The 15,205-nt window shown below is 40.6% G+C and carries 16 protein-coding genes; 12 read left to right on the top strand and 4 right to left on the bottom strand.

Annotation, left to right across the window (positions count from 1 at the left end):
- Nucleotides 1–88 precede the first annotated feature (88 nt).
- From dtd to V7L31_RS28420, 4 genes are all read left to right on the top strand, one after another.
- Nucleotides 89–529 (top strand): D-aminoacyl-tRNA deacylase, encoded by a 441-nt coding sequence (dtd, locus tag V7L31_RS28435; RefSeq protein WP_334699395.1) that lies wholly within the window; start codon nt 89–91, stop codon nt 527–529.
- Nucleotides 530–741: 212 nt separating this feature from the next.
- Nucleotides 742–1,083: a photosystem II reaction center protein Psb28 gene (gene psb28, locus V7L31_RS28430; protein ID WP_292853702.1), complete on the top strand. Its 342-nt coding sequence runs from the start codon at nt 742–744 to the stop codon at nt 1,081–1,083.
- A gap of 186 nt (nt 1,084–1,269) precedes the next feature.
- The gene (locus V7L31_RS28425) at nt 1,270–1,782 is read left to right on the top strand and encodes a MogA/MoaB family molybdenum cofactor biosynthesis protein (RefSeq protein WP_334699316.1); all 513 of its coding nucleotides are present in this window, start codon (nt 1,270–1,272) and stop codon (nt 1,780–1,782) included.
- A 136-nt stretch (nt 1,783–1,918) separates the two neighbouring features.
- On the top strand, nt 1,919–3,670 hold the full coding sequence (locus V7L31_RS28420; RefSeq protein ID WP_334699315.1) for a sensor domain-containing diguanylate cyclase: 1,752 nt from the start codon (nt 1,919–1,921) through the stop codon (nt 3,668–3,670).
- 279 nt (nt 3,671–3,949) lie between these two features.
- Here V7L31_RS28420 and mraY read toward each other — a convergent pair whose 3' ends face one another.
- Together mraY and V7L31_RS28410 are read right to left on the bottom strand one after the other, a co-directional pair.
- A complete protein-coding gene (mraY, locus tag V7L31_RS28415) occupies nt 3,950–5,041 on the bottom strand; it encodes a phospho-N-acetylmuramoyl-pentapeptide-transferase (RefSeq protein ID WP_334699314.1) in 1,092 nt (363 codons plus the stop codon).
- 79 nt (nt 5,042–5,120) lie between these two features.
- Entirely contained in the window at nt 5,121–5,363 is a 243-nt protein-coding gene (locus tag V7L31_RS28410) for a DUF3134 domain-containing protein (RefSeq protein ID WP_334699313.1), read from the bottom strand.
- 244 nt (nt 5,364–5,607) lie between these two features.
- Between V7L31_RS28410 and V7L31_RS28405 the strand changes: the two genes are divergently transcribed.
- The 4 genes from V7L31_RS28405 (at nt 5,608) to V7L31_RS28390 (ending at nt 8,142) form a co-directional block, all read left to right on the top strand.
- Nucleotides 5,608–6,192, top strand: coding sequence for a PAP/fibrillin family protein (locus V7L31_RS28405; protein ID WP_334699312.1), 585 nt, complete (start codon nt 5,608–5,610; stop codon nt 6,190–6,192).
- A 320-nt stretch (nt 6,193–6,512) separates the two neighbouring features.
- Nucleotides 6,513–6,728: a photosystem I reaction center subunit IV gene (locus tag V7L31_RS28400; RefSeq protein WP_069073932.1), complete on the top strand. Its 216-nt coding sequence runs from the start codon at nt 6,513–6,515 to the stop codon at nt 6,726–6,728.
- A 251-nt stretch (nt 6,729–6,979) separates the two neighbouring features.
- Entirely contained in the window at nt 6,980–7,840 is an 861-nt protein-coding gene (locus tag V7L31_RS28395) for a DNA-formamidopyrimidine glycosylase (protein ID WP_334699311.1), read from the top strand.
- Nucleotides 7,841–7,926: 86 nt separating this feature from the next.
- Nucleotides 7,927–8,142 carry an NAD(P)H-quinone oxidoreductase subunit O gene (locus V7L31_RS28390; protein ID WP_334699310.1) on the top strand — a complete coding sequence of 72 codons (216 nt, stop codon included), beginning with the start codon at nt 7,927–7,929 and terminating at the stop codon, nt 8,140–8,142.
- Between the two features lie 510 nt (nt 8,143–8,652).
- Here V7L31_RS28390 and V7L31_RS28385 read toward each other — a convergent pair.
- Both V7L31_RS28385 and V7L31_RS28380 read right to left on the bottom strand, forming a co-directional pair.
- A complete protein-coding gene (locus tag V7L31_RS28385) occupies nt 8,653–8,985 on the bottom strand; it encodes a translation initiation factor (RefSeq protein ID WP_334699309.1) in 333 nt (110 codons plus the stop codon).
- Nucleotides 8,986–9,080: 95 nt separating this feature from the next.
- On the bottom strand, nt 9,081–9,569 hold the full coding sequence (locus tag V7L31_RS28380) for a hypothetical protein (RefSeq protein ID WP_334699308.1): 489 nt from the start codon (nt 9,567–9,569) through the stop codon (nt 9,081–9,083).
- 339 nt (nt 9,570–9,908) lie between these two features.
- Here V7L31_RS28380 and V7L31_RS28375 point away from each other — a divergent pair, with 339 nt between their 5' ends.
- The 4 genes from V7L31_RS28375 (at nt 9,909) to V7L31_RS28360 (ending at nt 15,111) form a co-directional block, all read left to right on the top strand.
- Entirely contained in the window at nt 9,909–10,556 is a 648-nt protein-coding gene (locus tag V7L31_RS28375; protein ID WP_334699307.1) for a hypothetical protein, read from the top strand.
- Between the two features lie 67 nt (nt 10,557–10,623).
- Nucleotides 10,624–12,519 (top strand): P-loop NTPase fold protein, encoded by a 1,896-nt coding sequence (locus V7L31_RS28370; protein WP_334699306.1) that lies wholly within the window; start codon nt 10,624–10,626, stop codon nt 12,517–12,519.
- Nucleotides 12,519–14,048, top strand: coding sequence for a DUF1802 family protein (locus tag V7L31_RS28365; RefSeq protein WP_334699305.1), 1,530 nt, complete (start codon nt 12,519–12,521; stop codon nt 14,046–14,048). The genes V7L31_RS28370 and V7L31_RS28365 overlap by 1 nt, the downstream gene beginning before the upstream one ends.
- A gap of 403 nt (nt 14,049–14,451) precedes the next feature.
- On the top strand, nt 14,452–15,111 hold the full coding sequence (locus V7L31_RS28360; RefSeq protein ID WP_334699304.1) for a Nif11-like leader peptide family natural product precursor: 660 nt from the start codon (nt 14,452–14,454) through the stop codon (nt 15,109–15,111).
- The last annotated feature ends 94 nt before the right edge of the window (nt 15,112–15,205 follow it).

Raw genomic sequence — 15,205 nt, 5'->3', positions numbered from 1 at the left:
GAGTGGGAAGTTTACTACTCGTTCCCAGGTGGAACCTGGGAATGCATTCTTAATGGCTTTGCCATCAATTTTAAGCGTTCTGATTAAAATGCGTGTTGTTATCCAGCGAGTTAAATCATCTCAAGTTACAGTTAATGGTGAAATTATCGGCAAAATTGGGCGGGGGCTAAATTTACTTGTAGGTATTGCTAATACCGACACTGATGCTGAAATCGACTGGATGGTGCGGAAGTGCTTAGAATTGCGGCTATTTCCTGACGAAAAAGATGACCGTTGGCAAAAATCTGTACAAGAAATTGGCGGCGATTTGTTGGTAGTTAGTCAGTTTACGCTTTATGGTGACTGTAGCAAAGGTCGCCGTCCTTCTTTTGACCGTTCAGCGGCTCCCCAATCAGCAGAAGATTTGTATAATCGTTTTGTTAGCAAATTAAGAGCTAGCAGTTTGCAGGTGGAAACAGGTCAATTTGGTGCAATGATGCAAGTGACAATTGAAAACGATGGTCCCGTAACTTTGTTACTAGAAAAATAACTAGTACAGAACGGCGTAAATAAACCATCCATTCCAAATCAATGAAACGCTTACGTTGTATTGATTTTTAATTTTTAATTTTTAATTCCGCCTTGTGGTACTAGCCTAAGTATATATACCAAAAAAAGAATAACAATAGCCTCTAGACCGTGGTGTTCTAATTGATGAGAGAATATTAAATTAACCATCACCAAAGTTTAAATTCATTTATCATGGCGAAAATCCAGTTTTCTAGAGGTCTTGACGAAGAAGTAACTCCAGATGTGCGCTTGACGCGATCGCGCAGTGGCGATAGTGGCACAGCAACATTTATTTTTACGAATCCAAAGATTTTAGATCAAGGTAGCACCGAAGATATTACCGGGATGTACTTGATTGACGAAGAAGGAGAGATAATTACCCGCGAAGTCAAGGCTAAATTTGTCAACGGGAAACCGGAAGAATTAGAAGCACTTTACGTGATGAAATCTGTTCAAGAATGGGATCGCTTTATACGCTTCATGGAGCGATATGCTGAAGAAAACGATCTGGGACTGAGCAAAAATGAGGCATAGGGCATAGGGCATCGGTAAGCTAAAACACATCTAATTTGCATATTAAAATTTTCTCAATCTCTTGTGGGGTGGGCATCTTGCCCGCCCTGATTATGCAACTTGAATGCTGATTAGCTTAATTATTGTCATACCCAATGCGCTATTCCCGATGCCCAATATCCACGCTCAAACGTTCAGGACTGACTTATGACGCCACAACCCCACCCAGATTCGCCGATAATTACGGTAACTTGTGCTGTGGTTACTGTTAGCGATACACGCACTTTTGAAACAGACAAAAGTGGCCAGCTAATTCAGCAGTTACTTCTTGGTGCTAACCATACTGTGGGAGGCTACACGATTATCAAAGATGAACCAACACAAATTCAAGGGCAGATAGAAAATCTGGGTAAAAGTGCAAATTTGGATGCTGTAATTTTCAATGGTGGTACAGGTATTGCACCAAGAGATACCACTTATGATGCCATTGAGAAGTTACTGGAGAAGACTTTGCCGGGATTTGGTGAGTTATTTCGTTTTTTAAGTTATCAAGAAATTGGTTCGCGGGCGATCGCTTCTCGCGCTGTTGCTGGTGTTTATCAAGATAAATTAATTTTCTCGCTTCCTGGTTCTAGTAATGCGGTGCGACTGGCGATGGAAAAACTGATTTTGCCCGAACTCAATCACTTGGTAAGTCAGGTTGGTAAGGGGATGACATGAGTAGCCGTTTAGAAAGTTACTATGATAACTTTTGTAAAACTGAGGCATGAGGTACTGAAATCATCCTTTCTATCCTTACATCTTGAGGCTACCCAGAATTATAGTGAGACGGATGAAATTTTAATATCAGATCAGCATGGAGCCTATTTACTGGAATTGCATAATTGCTCACGGCATCACTGCATTTTCATACTTTGGCATCTCCACAGTCATAGGGGTTTTCTTTGCTAAAACTAAGGCAACTATCCCTTCTAAGTTTTGGCTAGCCTTTTTCTTATCGGGTGGATTCGTTCTATTCTGCGGATTTCATCATTTACTGGCGATCTTTGAGCCGTATATGCCAGTATCGCTGCTACATTTAGGCGTGCTAGATATAATGGCATTTATTTCTTTGTCTGCCTTACTCTACCTGACGCCAACCGCTTATCTAGCTGTAAAGGCGATCGCTAAATCTCAAGAAGATATCCGCGAACTTCAACGCAGCCAGCAGATGCAACAGCTATTTCTAGATCAGGGGCCGTTTGGAGCCTATATCAAAGATGAGCAATCTAGAGTGCTTTACTACAACCAGGAGCTACAGTCTAGATTTTCAGTAGATTCACAAGAATGGTTGGGAAAAACGGACAGTGAATTCTTGCCAGATCCAGAAGAGGGGTGGCGAGTAATGGAAAACGATCAAGTCGTTTTGAAAACTGTACGCCCCTTGAAGCTGATTGAAGAGGCAAAAATGCCTGGTAACGATCAGCCATGCTACTGGCTATCGTTTAAGTTTCCGTTTAAGGATTACGCAACGGGCGCTAACCGCATCGGTGGGATCAGTATTGATATTACAGAAACCATAGAAGCACAGCGATCGCTCACCGAGCTAAATCGGCAGCTAGCAGAAAAAACACTGGAATTAGAGGCAAAAAAACGAGAACTTATATATCTCTCAGATATGGCGGATATGCTTTATTCTTGCGAGTCTGAAAATGAGGTGTATAAAGTAGTTGCTTTAACTTGTTCCAAGCTATTTACGAATATCAGTGGTTCTATCTATATCATTTCCAATTCCAAGAATTATGTTCAGTTGAATAGTTTTTGGGGAGGTAAAAGAAGCAGTAAAGAAATATTTTCACTATCTGATTGTTGGGCATTGCGGAGAGGAAAATTAAATCTTTTATCGCCTCGTAATTCAGGAATAATATGCAGTCACTTAATACAGCCAGTTAGCGGTATACATTTGTGTGTTCCATTGTTTGCACAAGGCGAATTAGTTGGGATCTTACACATCGATGCGCTTGAAGAAATTAGTCCAGAAGATCAACAAATTATTGAGATTATTGCTAGAACTTTAGGTATTGCACTGAATAATTTATCGATAAAACAACGCCTAACTCATGATAACTTGCGGGATGGGATGACCCAACTATTCAACCAAAGCTATATGCAGAGTATAACAGAACAAAGGTTAGCTGAAGCTGAACGTTCGGGACAACCTCTTAGTATTATTTTTCTTGATATCGATAACTTCAAATCTTACAACTCGCGCTATGGGCACATCACTGCCAACATTGTTCTCCAAGGATTAGCAAAATTACTGTTAAAATCTATTCGCTCCTTTGATATTGCTTGCAGATGGGGTGGTGAAGAATTTGTGATTGTGATGCCTAATATGACACTAGAAACGCTTAGGAAGCGAGTAGAACAATTAAGGATAGATATTGAACAAATGCAATTACGAGACGGCGATCAGATCCTTGAAGGCATCACTGCTTCTTTTGGAATAGCTGTATCAGAACCAGGGATTACGGTTAAGGATTTTCTGAATCGGGCAAATCAAGCGATGCTTGAGGCAAAGCGAACAGGAAAGAATCGGGTTAGGGAGTATGTAAATACCTATAATTAACGTGAGTTCTACGAATCATATAGTGTCTATCTAATTAGCCGTAAAAAAGACCTCTAAGAAGGTTTTACTATGCAAAACCGTCCCTCTCCGACTCGGAGAGGGACAGACTTGAACTTTAGTTCAAGGCAGGGAGAGGTTTATCGAACTCACGTTATAATTAATGTCGGAATTTTTCCTCCTACCAAAAAAACAACTCCCTGAAGATTTGGGAGTTGTTTTTTATATTCAAGCAGTTTTATAAAACATTCAGAATGGAGCGATGTCTGTGGCGGGCTGCGCCTACGCTAAACAGATGGTAGCCAAAATAGCAGCTATAATATAAAACACTCCAACCACTTGCAATTCAGACCAGCCAGTAAGTTCTAAATGATGGTGTAAAGGTGCCATTTTAAAGAGACGTTTACCTTTGCCATCGGGGCCTTTCGTGGCTTTGTAATAACTTACCTGTGCCATCACCGAAAGGGTTTCTACGAAGAAGATACCACTGAGAATAAACAGAGCTACTAAAGTGTTTGTCAATAATGCTACAGCAGCTAAAGCTCCTCCCAATGCCAGGGAACCAGTATCTCCCATGAAGACGCGGGCTGGGTTGCGATTATGGGCTAAGAAACCTAAGCACCCGCCACTTAAAGCAGCACAGAAAACCATCAATCCTGGTGCTGTTGGGGCGACTAAAGCACCTAATGCCAAAAGTGCGATCGCAACTGTTCCTGCTGCCAAGCCATCAATACCATCTGTTAAATTAGTCGCATTACTTTCTGCAACTAGCACAAAACCAGCTAAAGGCCAAAATAGAAATCCTAATGGTAGTGTCAAGCCCACCCAAGGCAAAGCAATATTTGTAATATTAGAAGGTTGATTAAACATCAGCCATAGACAAAACACAGCCGCAAAACTCACCTGCAAAGCTAGTTTTGTCCGGGGAGATATACCTTTATTTGATTTCCGGCGCAGAATTTGCCAATCGTCAAGCCAGCCTATCAATCCATAGCTGGTTGTCAAAGCCGAAACTGCAAGTACCTCTTTAGAAAAGTTAGACAATATACAGGCAATCAGCACAGATACAGGTATAAAAAATATACCGCCCATTGTGGGAGTGCCTGCTTTTTTGAGATGAGCTTGGGGCCCATCTTCGCGAATTATTTGCCCAGTTTTAAGTGCTTGAAGTAAAGGTATTACCCAATAGCCCACCACACCTGAACCCAACGTACACAACAGCAGTGGCAGAGTTAGCGAGATGCTTTGCCAGGGTAGCCGATTGGCCATCGAATCCAAGAAAAATGCTGTTGTACCTAGCCCTATGGCTAATAAAGAGGCGAGAGCGATTCCAGAAATATTTAATCCTTGCTCAGGAGATAATTTAGCGTCCACAAAAGTTTCCCTTCACTCCACACTTATAAAATTGAATACTAGTAACTAGGGATACTGCCAAGTCCCTAGCCTGAAAAGGCTAATTCTCAGCGATTCCTATATCATCATCGTCATCATCATCGAGGTCGTAGCCAATTCCATCTTCTACACCCATTAGGGAGTCTATTCCTTCTTCGTCACCTTGAAAATCCGGTTCGTGAACATCACGCGCGATGATGCGACCATTATTTTGTAACCAGTCCAACAAAGAAGACTCTGGCTTTACGGGGATGACATCGGCTCGCTGGTTACGGGGTTCTTCACGTAATGGAGAGTTCAACATATCGAGTCAGGACAAGAAAAGGTTGACGTAAGTTGACATTTAGAGTCTATCACTTGACACGGATTAATTTAGTTATCTTTTCAACCCTTTGGTTGATAAATCCGCATTCGGATAGAAATTTTTTTATTTAATAAGCATAAGGCTTAGTCCAAGCGATTCTTAGTAATTTGTATGGCTCTACATATATGTCATTAATATCTTGTTTATGCTGATGGAAAGTGAATAATTTTTGAGGTGACAGGCGATGATGGGAAAAGCGGCTCTTATGGATGCGATCGCTGGTACAAATCGCGGTCTACTAGCGACCGAAGCACAGAAACAAGCTATCTTAGCAGCGATCGCTACTTTAGAAGACTTTAATCCTACACCCCGTCCGGTGGAAGCTAGTAATTTGCTAGATGGCAATTGGCGATTACTATACACCACTAGCAAGGCTCTTTTAAACTTAGATCGTCTACCCTTATGTAAACTGGGTCAAATCTATCAGTGTATTCGGGTAGAAACTACCAGTGTTTACAACATAGCTGAGATTTATGGCTTACCTTATTTAGAAGGATTAGTCAGCGTTGCTGCTAAATTTGAGCCTGTTTCAGGTCGGCGTGTCCAAGTAAAATTTGAGCGTTCTATTATCGGCTTACAACGTTTAATAGAATACAATTCTCCGGTAACTTTTATCCAACAAATTGAAGAAGGTAGAAAATTTCCCGGAATTGATGTTGCTATAAAAAGTGACAGACAGCAAGGCTGGTTAGATATCACTTATATAGATAACGACCTACGGATCGGCAGAGGTAATGAGGGAAGTGTGTTTGTCTTAACTAAAACATAAGCTTTTACAAAATAGCTCTTTGCGAATGAAAGTACACTATAACGTCTACCTTGTCAAGTAGGGTCTAATACCTTTTGCAATTTTAGATGTGCTATGCGATCGGGGAGATGAGGAAGATAAGGGGAGATGAGGGGAGAGAAGGAAGAAAGAATAACTAATATTCAATCCCCAATCCCCAATCCCCAATCCCCAGTCCCCAGTCCCCAGCCCCCAATTCAGACAAATAACTTAACAAAGACTCCTGCTGCGACCTTGAGGATGTAGAGTGAAATCAATTAGCCCTCTAGATTGGCGATTGATAACTAAAAGGGAAAATAATCATGGTTCAACGTGGTTCTAAAGTACGTATTCTCCGCCCTGAATCCTACTGGTTTCAGGATTTAGGAACTGTGGCTTCCATTGACCAAAGCGGCATCAAATACCCTGTAATTGTCCGCTTTGAAAAGGTCAATTACTCTGGTATCAATACCAACAACTTTGCCCAGGATGAATTAGTCGAGGTTGAAGCACCAAAGGCTAAACCACCTAAAAAATAGCAGCAACGCTATAAAGGGGTTGTTTGATGCGATGATGAAGGGTAGTCTTAAGTCTGAAGTATGAAATCTGAAATTTTCAGTTCATTCATTCTTCGTTCTAGCCTACCCTAATCTACGAGAGCCGCCCTGCGGGTATTTACGGTTTCTTTTGGGTAGTAATACGAGCTATATACGGCTATGTAAGTTACTACCCCATCTCTTCTGCCTCGATCGCTCAAATAAATCACAATTGCCTGCTTAACTCAGCTTGAATGCCTGAACTGCCTGAAGTTGAAACAGTCCGAAGGGGTCTAAATCAATTGACCCTCAACCAAGAAATCACGGGTGGAGATGTGTTGCTCGATCGCACCATCGCCTACCCGTTTTCTGTTGGTGAGTTTGTTAATGGAATTGAAGAAAATGCGATCGCTACTTGGCATCGTCGCGGTAAATATCTCCTCGCCGAACTCTCCTCATCTTCCGGCTGGCTAGGGGTTCATCTGCGAATGACTGGTCAACTACTGTGGTTACATCGAGATGAACCACTACACAAACACACGCGGGTTAGATTATTTTTTGGGGATCAGCAGGAATTACGTTTTGTCGATCAGCGAACCTTCGGTAAAATATGGTTGGTTCCGCCTGGTGTTGCTGTAGAAAGTATTATCACCGGTTTGGCAAAATTGGCAGTAGATCCATTTTCACCAGAATTTACTGTTGAATATCTAGCAAGCAAACTCCAAAACCGCCGCCGTCCGATTAAGACTGCGCTACTGGATCAATCGGTGGTGGCGGGATTAGGTAACATCTACGCCGATGAAGCGTTGTTTAAGAGCGGAATTTTACCTGAAACCTTGTGTATAGATTTGCAGCTAAAGCAAATTAAGCCTTTGCGAACCGCCATCATTCAAGTGTTAGAAACCAGCATTGAGGCTGGTGGTACGACATTTAGTAATTTCTTAAATGTCAAAGGTACTAACGGCAACTATGGTGGTGTAGCCTGGGTTTATAACCGCGCTGGAGAACCCTGTCGAGTTTGTGGTACATCAATTCAACGGATCAGGTTAGCTGGGCGTTCTAGTCATTTTTGCTCCCAGTGTCAAACGCTAGGAGGAGTGAGGAGACGCGATTAATCGCTTCTTTACAGGAGTTAGGAGTTCTAATTCAGAACTCTTTTAAAATACAGGTGAAAGACGTTACAAATTTGAGAGAGGAATTCATGGCAGTAAAAAAAGGGGATATAGTTCGCGCTGTGCGCGAAAAACTAGAAAACAGTCTGGAGGCTAAAGCCAGCGATCCTCGCTTTCCTTCTTATTTGTTTGAAACCAAGGGCGAAATTGTAGATATCAAAGGTGATTACGCCCTAATTAAATTTGGGAACGTGCCAACACCTAATATTTGGTTACGTGTGGATCAGCTCGAAGAGTTTAAATAATCAATAAAGAATTCAGGAGTCAGAATTCAGAATTCAGCATTTATTTTGACTCCTGAATTCTTGCTGAGAAAAATCGCATCTTAATTTAACGTGAATTCGATTGCTTATATAATTTCTATCCAATTTACTCAATCAAAAAACCTCTAAGAAGGTTTTACTACGCAAAACCGTCCCTCTCCGAGTCGGAGAGGGACAGACTTGAACTTTAGTTCAAGGCTGGGAGAGGTTCGTCGAACTCATGTTAATTTATGTTTTCTTCCTCTAACTCCCCAATTGTGTGTAATTATAGCGGTTCTCAATTGCGTGAAATACAGACCTAACCCCCAGCCCCTTCCTGCGTTCGCGCAGCGTGCCGAAGGCAGGGAAGGGGAGTGAGCATCAAAACGAGAAGCGCTATATTCGTGATTTGTAGAAATAGCAGCAAAAATAAAAGGCAGCGGGATTAAAACCTGCTGCCTTACTTGTTATTCATCACCCTTTGAAAACCAATATCACAAGATTGGTTCGGCGTTAGCGGCGAGAATCCTGATCTGCGGGATCGCCGTAAGGGTCTTCGCTGGCTGGACGGACATCACCAAACTCCCCTGTGTCTGCGGGGTCGCCGTAGGGGTCTTCGCTAGCGGGGCGAACGTTGCCGTAAGACGCAATATCTGCGGGATCGCCGTAGGGGTCTTGACTGGCTGGGGTAACGTTGCCGTAAGATGCCGGGTCTGCGGGGTCGCCGTAGGGGTCTTCGCTGGCTGGACGTACATTGCGATCGCGAAATTCGCCATCTTGATCGGCTTGATCGCTGTTCGACCCCAAAAGTAAGTCTTTCGCCTTTCGGAAAAATTCATTTACCATAATCTGTCTCCTGATTTAAGTTCGTGTTTCCGACGGGCGCGATCGGCGTTATCCTCTGGGAAACCCGCTTTCTTATTTACACACGCTTCGCCGTTCTAGAGTGCTGGTGCTGCGGATGAAGTTATACCCGTGAGATCGCGACCTGTGGCACTCCGGTTATAGCCTTGGAATTCCCGATACTTTTGTGCTTCCGATTCTGGTACGCGAATTCCTTCTGCTGGTGGCGTTACCCAGTGAGCGCGATGTTCAGCATCACGGTAGTATACACGCCCATTCTTGGAAAGATAGTATTTACCTTGCGCTCCTTCTTGGGAAGCATTCTTGTGCTGGTTGTAGAGGTAATAAAGTCCAGCCGCTCCCGCCAAAATAGCAACTTTTTGCCCTGTAGACAAGCCCTTCTTAGCTTCGGTTTGGTTGGTGCGATCGCTCACTGTTCTACCAATGCTGTCATCTACTGGTGGTGGCACATTAGCTTTTTGGGAACCGCCTCCACAGCTACTCAGCAAGGGTACCATTAACAATGCCGAAAGCAGCACTGCAAATAGACGCGAAACTATTTTACGTTCTTTATATATTGTGTTCATTGGATTTCGTTCTCACCTGTATTTGCTAAAAGCCTTGCTGTTGCAAAAACAAAGTTGGAATTCCTGTTATTTCGCGGGGAATTGAAACAAACATATACCACTTAATTTACAACTGCACAGCTACAGCGTGTCTCTATCATGATCGTGGATTTTCTCAAGTATTCCATCCTGCCTTTGAGAGAAGTTGCATTCATCCTAAGGAAATATATTTTTGATTTTTTATGGGTCTATTTAGCTCAAACGCTGGAATCTTCAGCAATTTCTCGGTTATTTTTTCTGTGTAAATAATTTAAAAAGATACAGTTACTATGATGCTTTTTGTGAAAAAGTACGCTCAATATGACATCAAAAAATACTAGCACTCGTCTTCTTTTGGCTTTGTGGGATTTGGGAGGAACGCAGCAGGAAGTTAAGAAAGGTCAGCTTACAAAGCGAATTGTATCGAAAAGCCAGAAGGTAGCAGATTATCAGGGCATATTCGAGGATTTGCAGAAAGAGGGTGCGATCGCAATCTCCAAAAAGGGATATTCTCTCACGTCTGACAAGGGTTTAGAGGCATTGGGTGAGGGTTTGAGAAGTGGCGATTTTAAGTTTGAAGGGACGATTGTCGGTACGTGGGCGGCGAATGCGTTGGTGAAGTGGATTAATCAGATTGATGTTGTGGTGACTGGTGCAGATGTACTGGTTAATGGGAAGGGTGCGATCGCATCTTATGACGAGTTTAAATCTGTGGCGTTGGAAGTCTACGACAAGTTGAACCAGAACTACAACCTAGATGATCTGGTGCCAATTTATCGTATCAGAAGGGAAGTCGGCGATCGCATTAGTCGTTCCAATTTCAATGAATGGTTGCTAGAAATGCAGGCTAACGACATTTTGCAACTACAAGGCGGTAGCTTACCAGACAATGATCCAGCACAGATAGAAGATTCTATAACCACAGAAGTGAGTGGATTGCGCTGCTATGCCAAGCGTTTGAACTCATAAACCCAACTTTCTAAATACTTTTGATTCTTGAATTATCGCCATTCAATATCTGTCTCATACCAAATTTATGAATAGCTCCTCATCTGCAATTACAGACATCACTAATGCCATTGCAAGCCAAAATCCTTTTGATAGACCTTTAGTAGTTAGAAGTCAAGATGTTTGGGGAAAGGGTTTTCCTGATGTACCTTCTTTAAATGCTCAGGTTTCAGATACTATTTTTGAAGCCATTGAGAAAGTTCGCCTTGGACAGCGCCACATCTTTGGTGTCACCATTACTGCTGAAAAAGGATTAGGCAAAAGCCACCTCATTAGCAGGATTAGACATCGCCTTCAGGCTGATGGGACTGCATTGTTTGTCTATATGAGTGAGTGCGCTGACTTAAACCGAATTAAAACTGAATTTTTGCGAAATCTTGCTAATAGCCTTAAACAAATTGGTAGTCAAGGTGTAAGTCAATGGCGAGAATTAGCAACCGCTCTGATTAACGAAGCTTTCAACAAAAATCATACACCGCAACAACTTGTTAATCAATTTCCAGGAGCTTTGGCAAAAAATCCACGAGTTGTTGATATTTTGAGAGATAAGATACTATCGATCAAGCCTGATATCGAAAACCCTGATATTCTTACAGCTATAATATGGACACTTTCTCCTGATTCAGGTCATGAATCCTTTGCTATCAACTGGTTGTCTGGAAGGAACTTACCACAGTCGAAAGCAGACGAAATGGGTTTAGCAAATCCTAGTAACCAAGATAAAGAAGCAGAATCTTTTACTACAATTCGTCAAATTCTTGATTTAATAGGGCGCTATAAACCAATAGTGATTTGTTTTGATGAATTAGATGTACCAGAATGTAATGAGGCAGGTTTTACTAAAGCACAAGTTGTTGCTGGTATAGCTAAGGATTTGTACAACAGCATTAAAAGTGGTGTTTTGCTAACAGCTATGTATGCTGAAACATGGGTTCATCAAGTCAAAGTCTTATCTTATGCTGAAGCAGTAGTAGATCGGATTGGTGAAAAAGTTTTGGAGTTAAAGTATCTCAATTCTGATGATGTTGTAACTTTAGTTTCTACTTGGCTAAAAGATTTTTATGATCAAAAAGGACTAACACCACCGCATCTAGTATATCCTTTTGACGAAGATAAACTGAGAGAATTGGGAAAAGAAAGACCTATTGTTAGACGAGTATTAAAGTGGTGTGCTGAAAATTTTAAAGTTCCCACAGAGCCACAACCTCAGATACTATCTAAAAACCCTGTAGAATCTGCTTACATTAAGGAATTTGAGGGGCTTGCAAGCACTATACAAGATTATATGGATAATAAAGTTGTGCTTTCTGATTCACTATGGTTAGGCTTTTCTGCACTAATTGGAGAAACTATAGAAAAATTCAAAATTGAAGATATTACAGAAATTACGGTCAAAGCTGCTGATAGAGGATACATAGACTTCAAAATTGTTGGCAAAGACAACGGTAAAACAGTCAAAATTGGAGTAGCCGTATTACAAGAATCAGGTGGAATGTTTGTTCAGGCAACATTAAAGCGATTAATTGATTACAAAAAGTTTGATTTGACTCGTGGATGTTTAGTTCGTTCTAAGCAAGTTAATAAAGGTGCTACTAAAGCTCAAGAATATCTTAGCCAACTACTATCACCTAAACTTGGTGGAGAATGGGTATTGCTGAAAAGTGAAGATATAAAACCACTGTTAGCTATTATATTAGTTTTTTATGCGCGTGAAGATTATGAATTGAGTGAAGAAGAAATACTTGATTTTATTTTCGTAAATAAAATAGCAGTTGATAATTATCTTATTCGTGAAATTCTCAGTGATCCATCAGGGCAAGTTCCTCAAGATGCTATTAATGAAGAAACTGAGGGTAGCAACGTAACTCGAACAGAGATTACAAATACCGTAAGTGTTGGTGCAGATGATTTATTTCAGGGATAATGATTAATACCGCTTTACGTTTACCAGCATCAGAAATTGAGGCGTTGTTGCAAGGAAGAATAATTGTAGTAATGCCTAATCAATTTATTACTAAAGGGCGAGAATTCGCCCTTTGTCCAACAGATTCATCAATTAATTTACTACCTGTTGAGCAGTACTATCACTCAAGTTTTTTACCAATTGCCCAAAGTGCATTCACACAGCTAAATAGTCAGGGTGTTTTAATACAACCTCAGCAAATTAACTTACTTCCAGATGAGGAACAGTTAAAACTGCCCCTTCTCGCTTATAAAATAGCCTTGATAAAAGCTTGGGCGAGATGTGAGATGTGCCAAATTCTGAATAATGCTGAATCTTTAGCTTATTTATCACAGCTAACTATTTGGACAAAAGAAGGTTTACAGGAAATATTAACGCAACGTCAAAATATTTTTCTGGCATATCTGCGAGTATATCATTTGCCTAAATCAATTGAAATTGCCATAAATTCAAACAGCCAATTTATTCCCTTACCACAGTTTATTAATGTTACTGATACCAAACCTGTAATAAACGATCGCACCTTCGCCCAACGCAAACGCCAATTAGAAAAGCTAGAACCCCCGCTACATCCTGAATTGGAAGAATTGCAGAGTGCGATCGCATCCCTAAGCATTAGCCAACCAGCAGCGAAACAATTAGACAACGATATCCAAGTATTTTTAGGTTGGAGTAGTGACAAGCTAATTAAGCAAGCCGATCCGAATTTAGCTTGGATAAATGATATTGCAGCATTGGGCGATCGCAGTATCGAACAAGATGATAAAAAAACTAACTATCAAGCTGGTACAGATTTTGAAAATGTAGTGCGTGATAGCTTAGAGCTTCTGGGATTTACGATTGACTATGCTCACAAAGGCGGTGCGGGTGGTTTAGATTTATTTTGTTCCAAACCATACCCATTATTTGGTGAATGCAAAGCAGGTAGAAAGATTCCCAATGATACCGCAGTGCAACTATTGAATTTGGGAATGCTACGCCGACCAGACCTTTTTAATCAGGCTGCTAAATTAATTATTGGCCCTGGTGAACCAACAACTCAACTACAAGATGCTGCAAAAATACAAAGTATGGCTATCATTAAACCAGAAACGCTTCAGAAATTAGTCAAGTTACAAAGTAACCATCGCAACTCAGTAGACTTATTTAAGCTAAAAGAATATTTAAAAGCAGGTCAATCTGATGAGGAAGTAGAAAAATATATTGACCAAGTTTATACAGAGATGAGCCTGCGATCGCAGATAATTACAGCACTCAAAGAACTCTCTGAACAAGACAATGAAACTTCAAAAGTTACACATCCAAGTTTCACAGTTACAGAAATCCGTGTTCATTACAATGCTACTCATAATCCCCGATTAAATGACGAATTAGTTCACGATTTATTGATTGAACTTTCTTCACCATTAACAGGCTACTTGGGGCGAATTAAAGGTAGTGATTGGAAGAGCGATCGCTTTTACTTTCTCCGCGATTTACCTACAAGCTAAAGACAGCAAAATATATCTCTTTTATTACCTCTGTGTTCTCTGCATCTCTGTGGTGTGGTAGCCTGTGGCAAGCCTCTCTGCGTTAAAAATAAATGAAGTGCAGGTTGTTTTGCAGTTGATTCATTCATAAATAATTAATACTATCTATTGACTTAATTTTATTTTATGATACTCAACAAAAAGCTTAGTTCAGCCAACTCTAGGTATAGCAATCCTTCATCTTTTTCTGCGTAAATATTATTTATGGTGACAAACTTTACAGAAAGTTCATACTGAGCCACTGTGTAGCTTCATTTACATAAGATAGTAGATTTAGTACTGTCGAAGAAACACATTATACTTACTACACTGGTATTTATTAATCAAAAATATCTACCAAGTTTAAAGCTTAGGTAAATGACCCATGTATTATCAAATTTGGAATTTCTTTCTTAAAGAAGATAAATACATTTATTGGAAAGAAAAAATAAAAGTTAACAAAAACTTTGACAGAGTTACATGGCAAAAAATTATTGATTTTTTGTCACTAGTAGAGCAAACTTTCCAGTTAAAAAGTCAACTAGCAGAAACCGATAGCCTTGAGCCATTTCTCAAATTAGCAACAGAAAATGGTTATAATTTAACCGCAGAAGAACTTGCCTGGTTTCTAATTACGAGAAGACAGATTTGGGATCTTTTTGATGTTGCACAAAAAACGCCATCTCTCAAAGAAGAATTGCTAATAGCGAAAGATCCACAACAGTTTGTTGATATCGCTGCCGAAAACGGCTATTACTTTTCTGTAGATGAGTTAGCTTGGCTGTTAATTGAAATCAAATCATCTTCAGATTTAGTATCTATTAACAACAGTGTTGGAGAGATTCTTACGGTCTCAAGCTACGGTAGAATTGAAATAGGATACTGGATTTGGCTGGCAGAACATTGGGGAATCGTACCGCCATTCTGTCATCGTGATAAGCCAGGTGCTTTTTCGTCTGAAAATAACAATAATCCTTTTTTACTCGATCGCTGTTTCTTACCCAAGAGTTACTTTAGTCAACGCTTCTTGGTAACTAGTCATTAGTTCTTTCAAGGTGACTCGTCAAATTACGAATTACGAATTATACAGTGAAGCATCCTAGACGGAAGATATATCTTCTATCTAGGATGCTTCACAA

It is taken from the genome of Nostoc sp., assembly GCF_036916655.1.
Taxonomy (GTDB): Bacteria; Cyanobacteriota; Cyanobacteriia; order Cyanobacteriales; family Nostocaceae; genus Nostoc.
The sequence above is the reverse complement of the archived record's forward strand: the minus strand, read 5'-3'. Positions and strand labels throughout refer to the sequence as shown.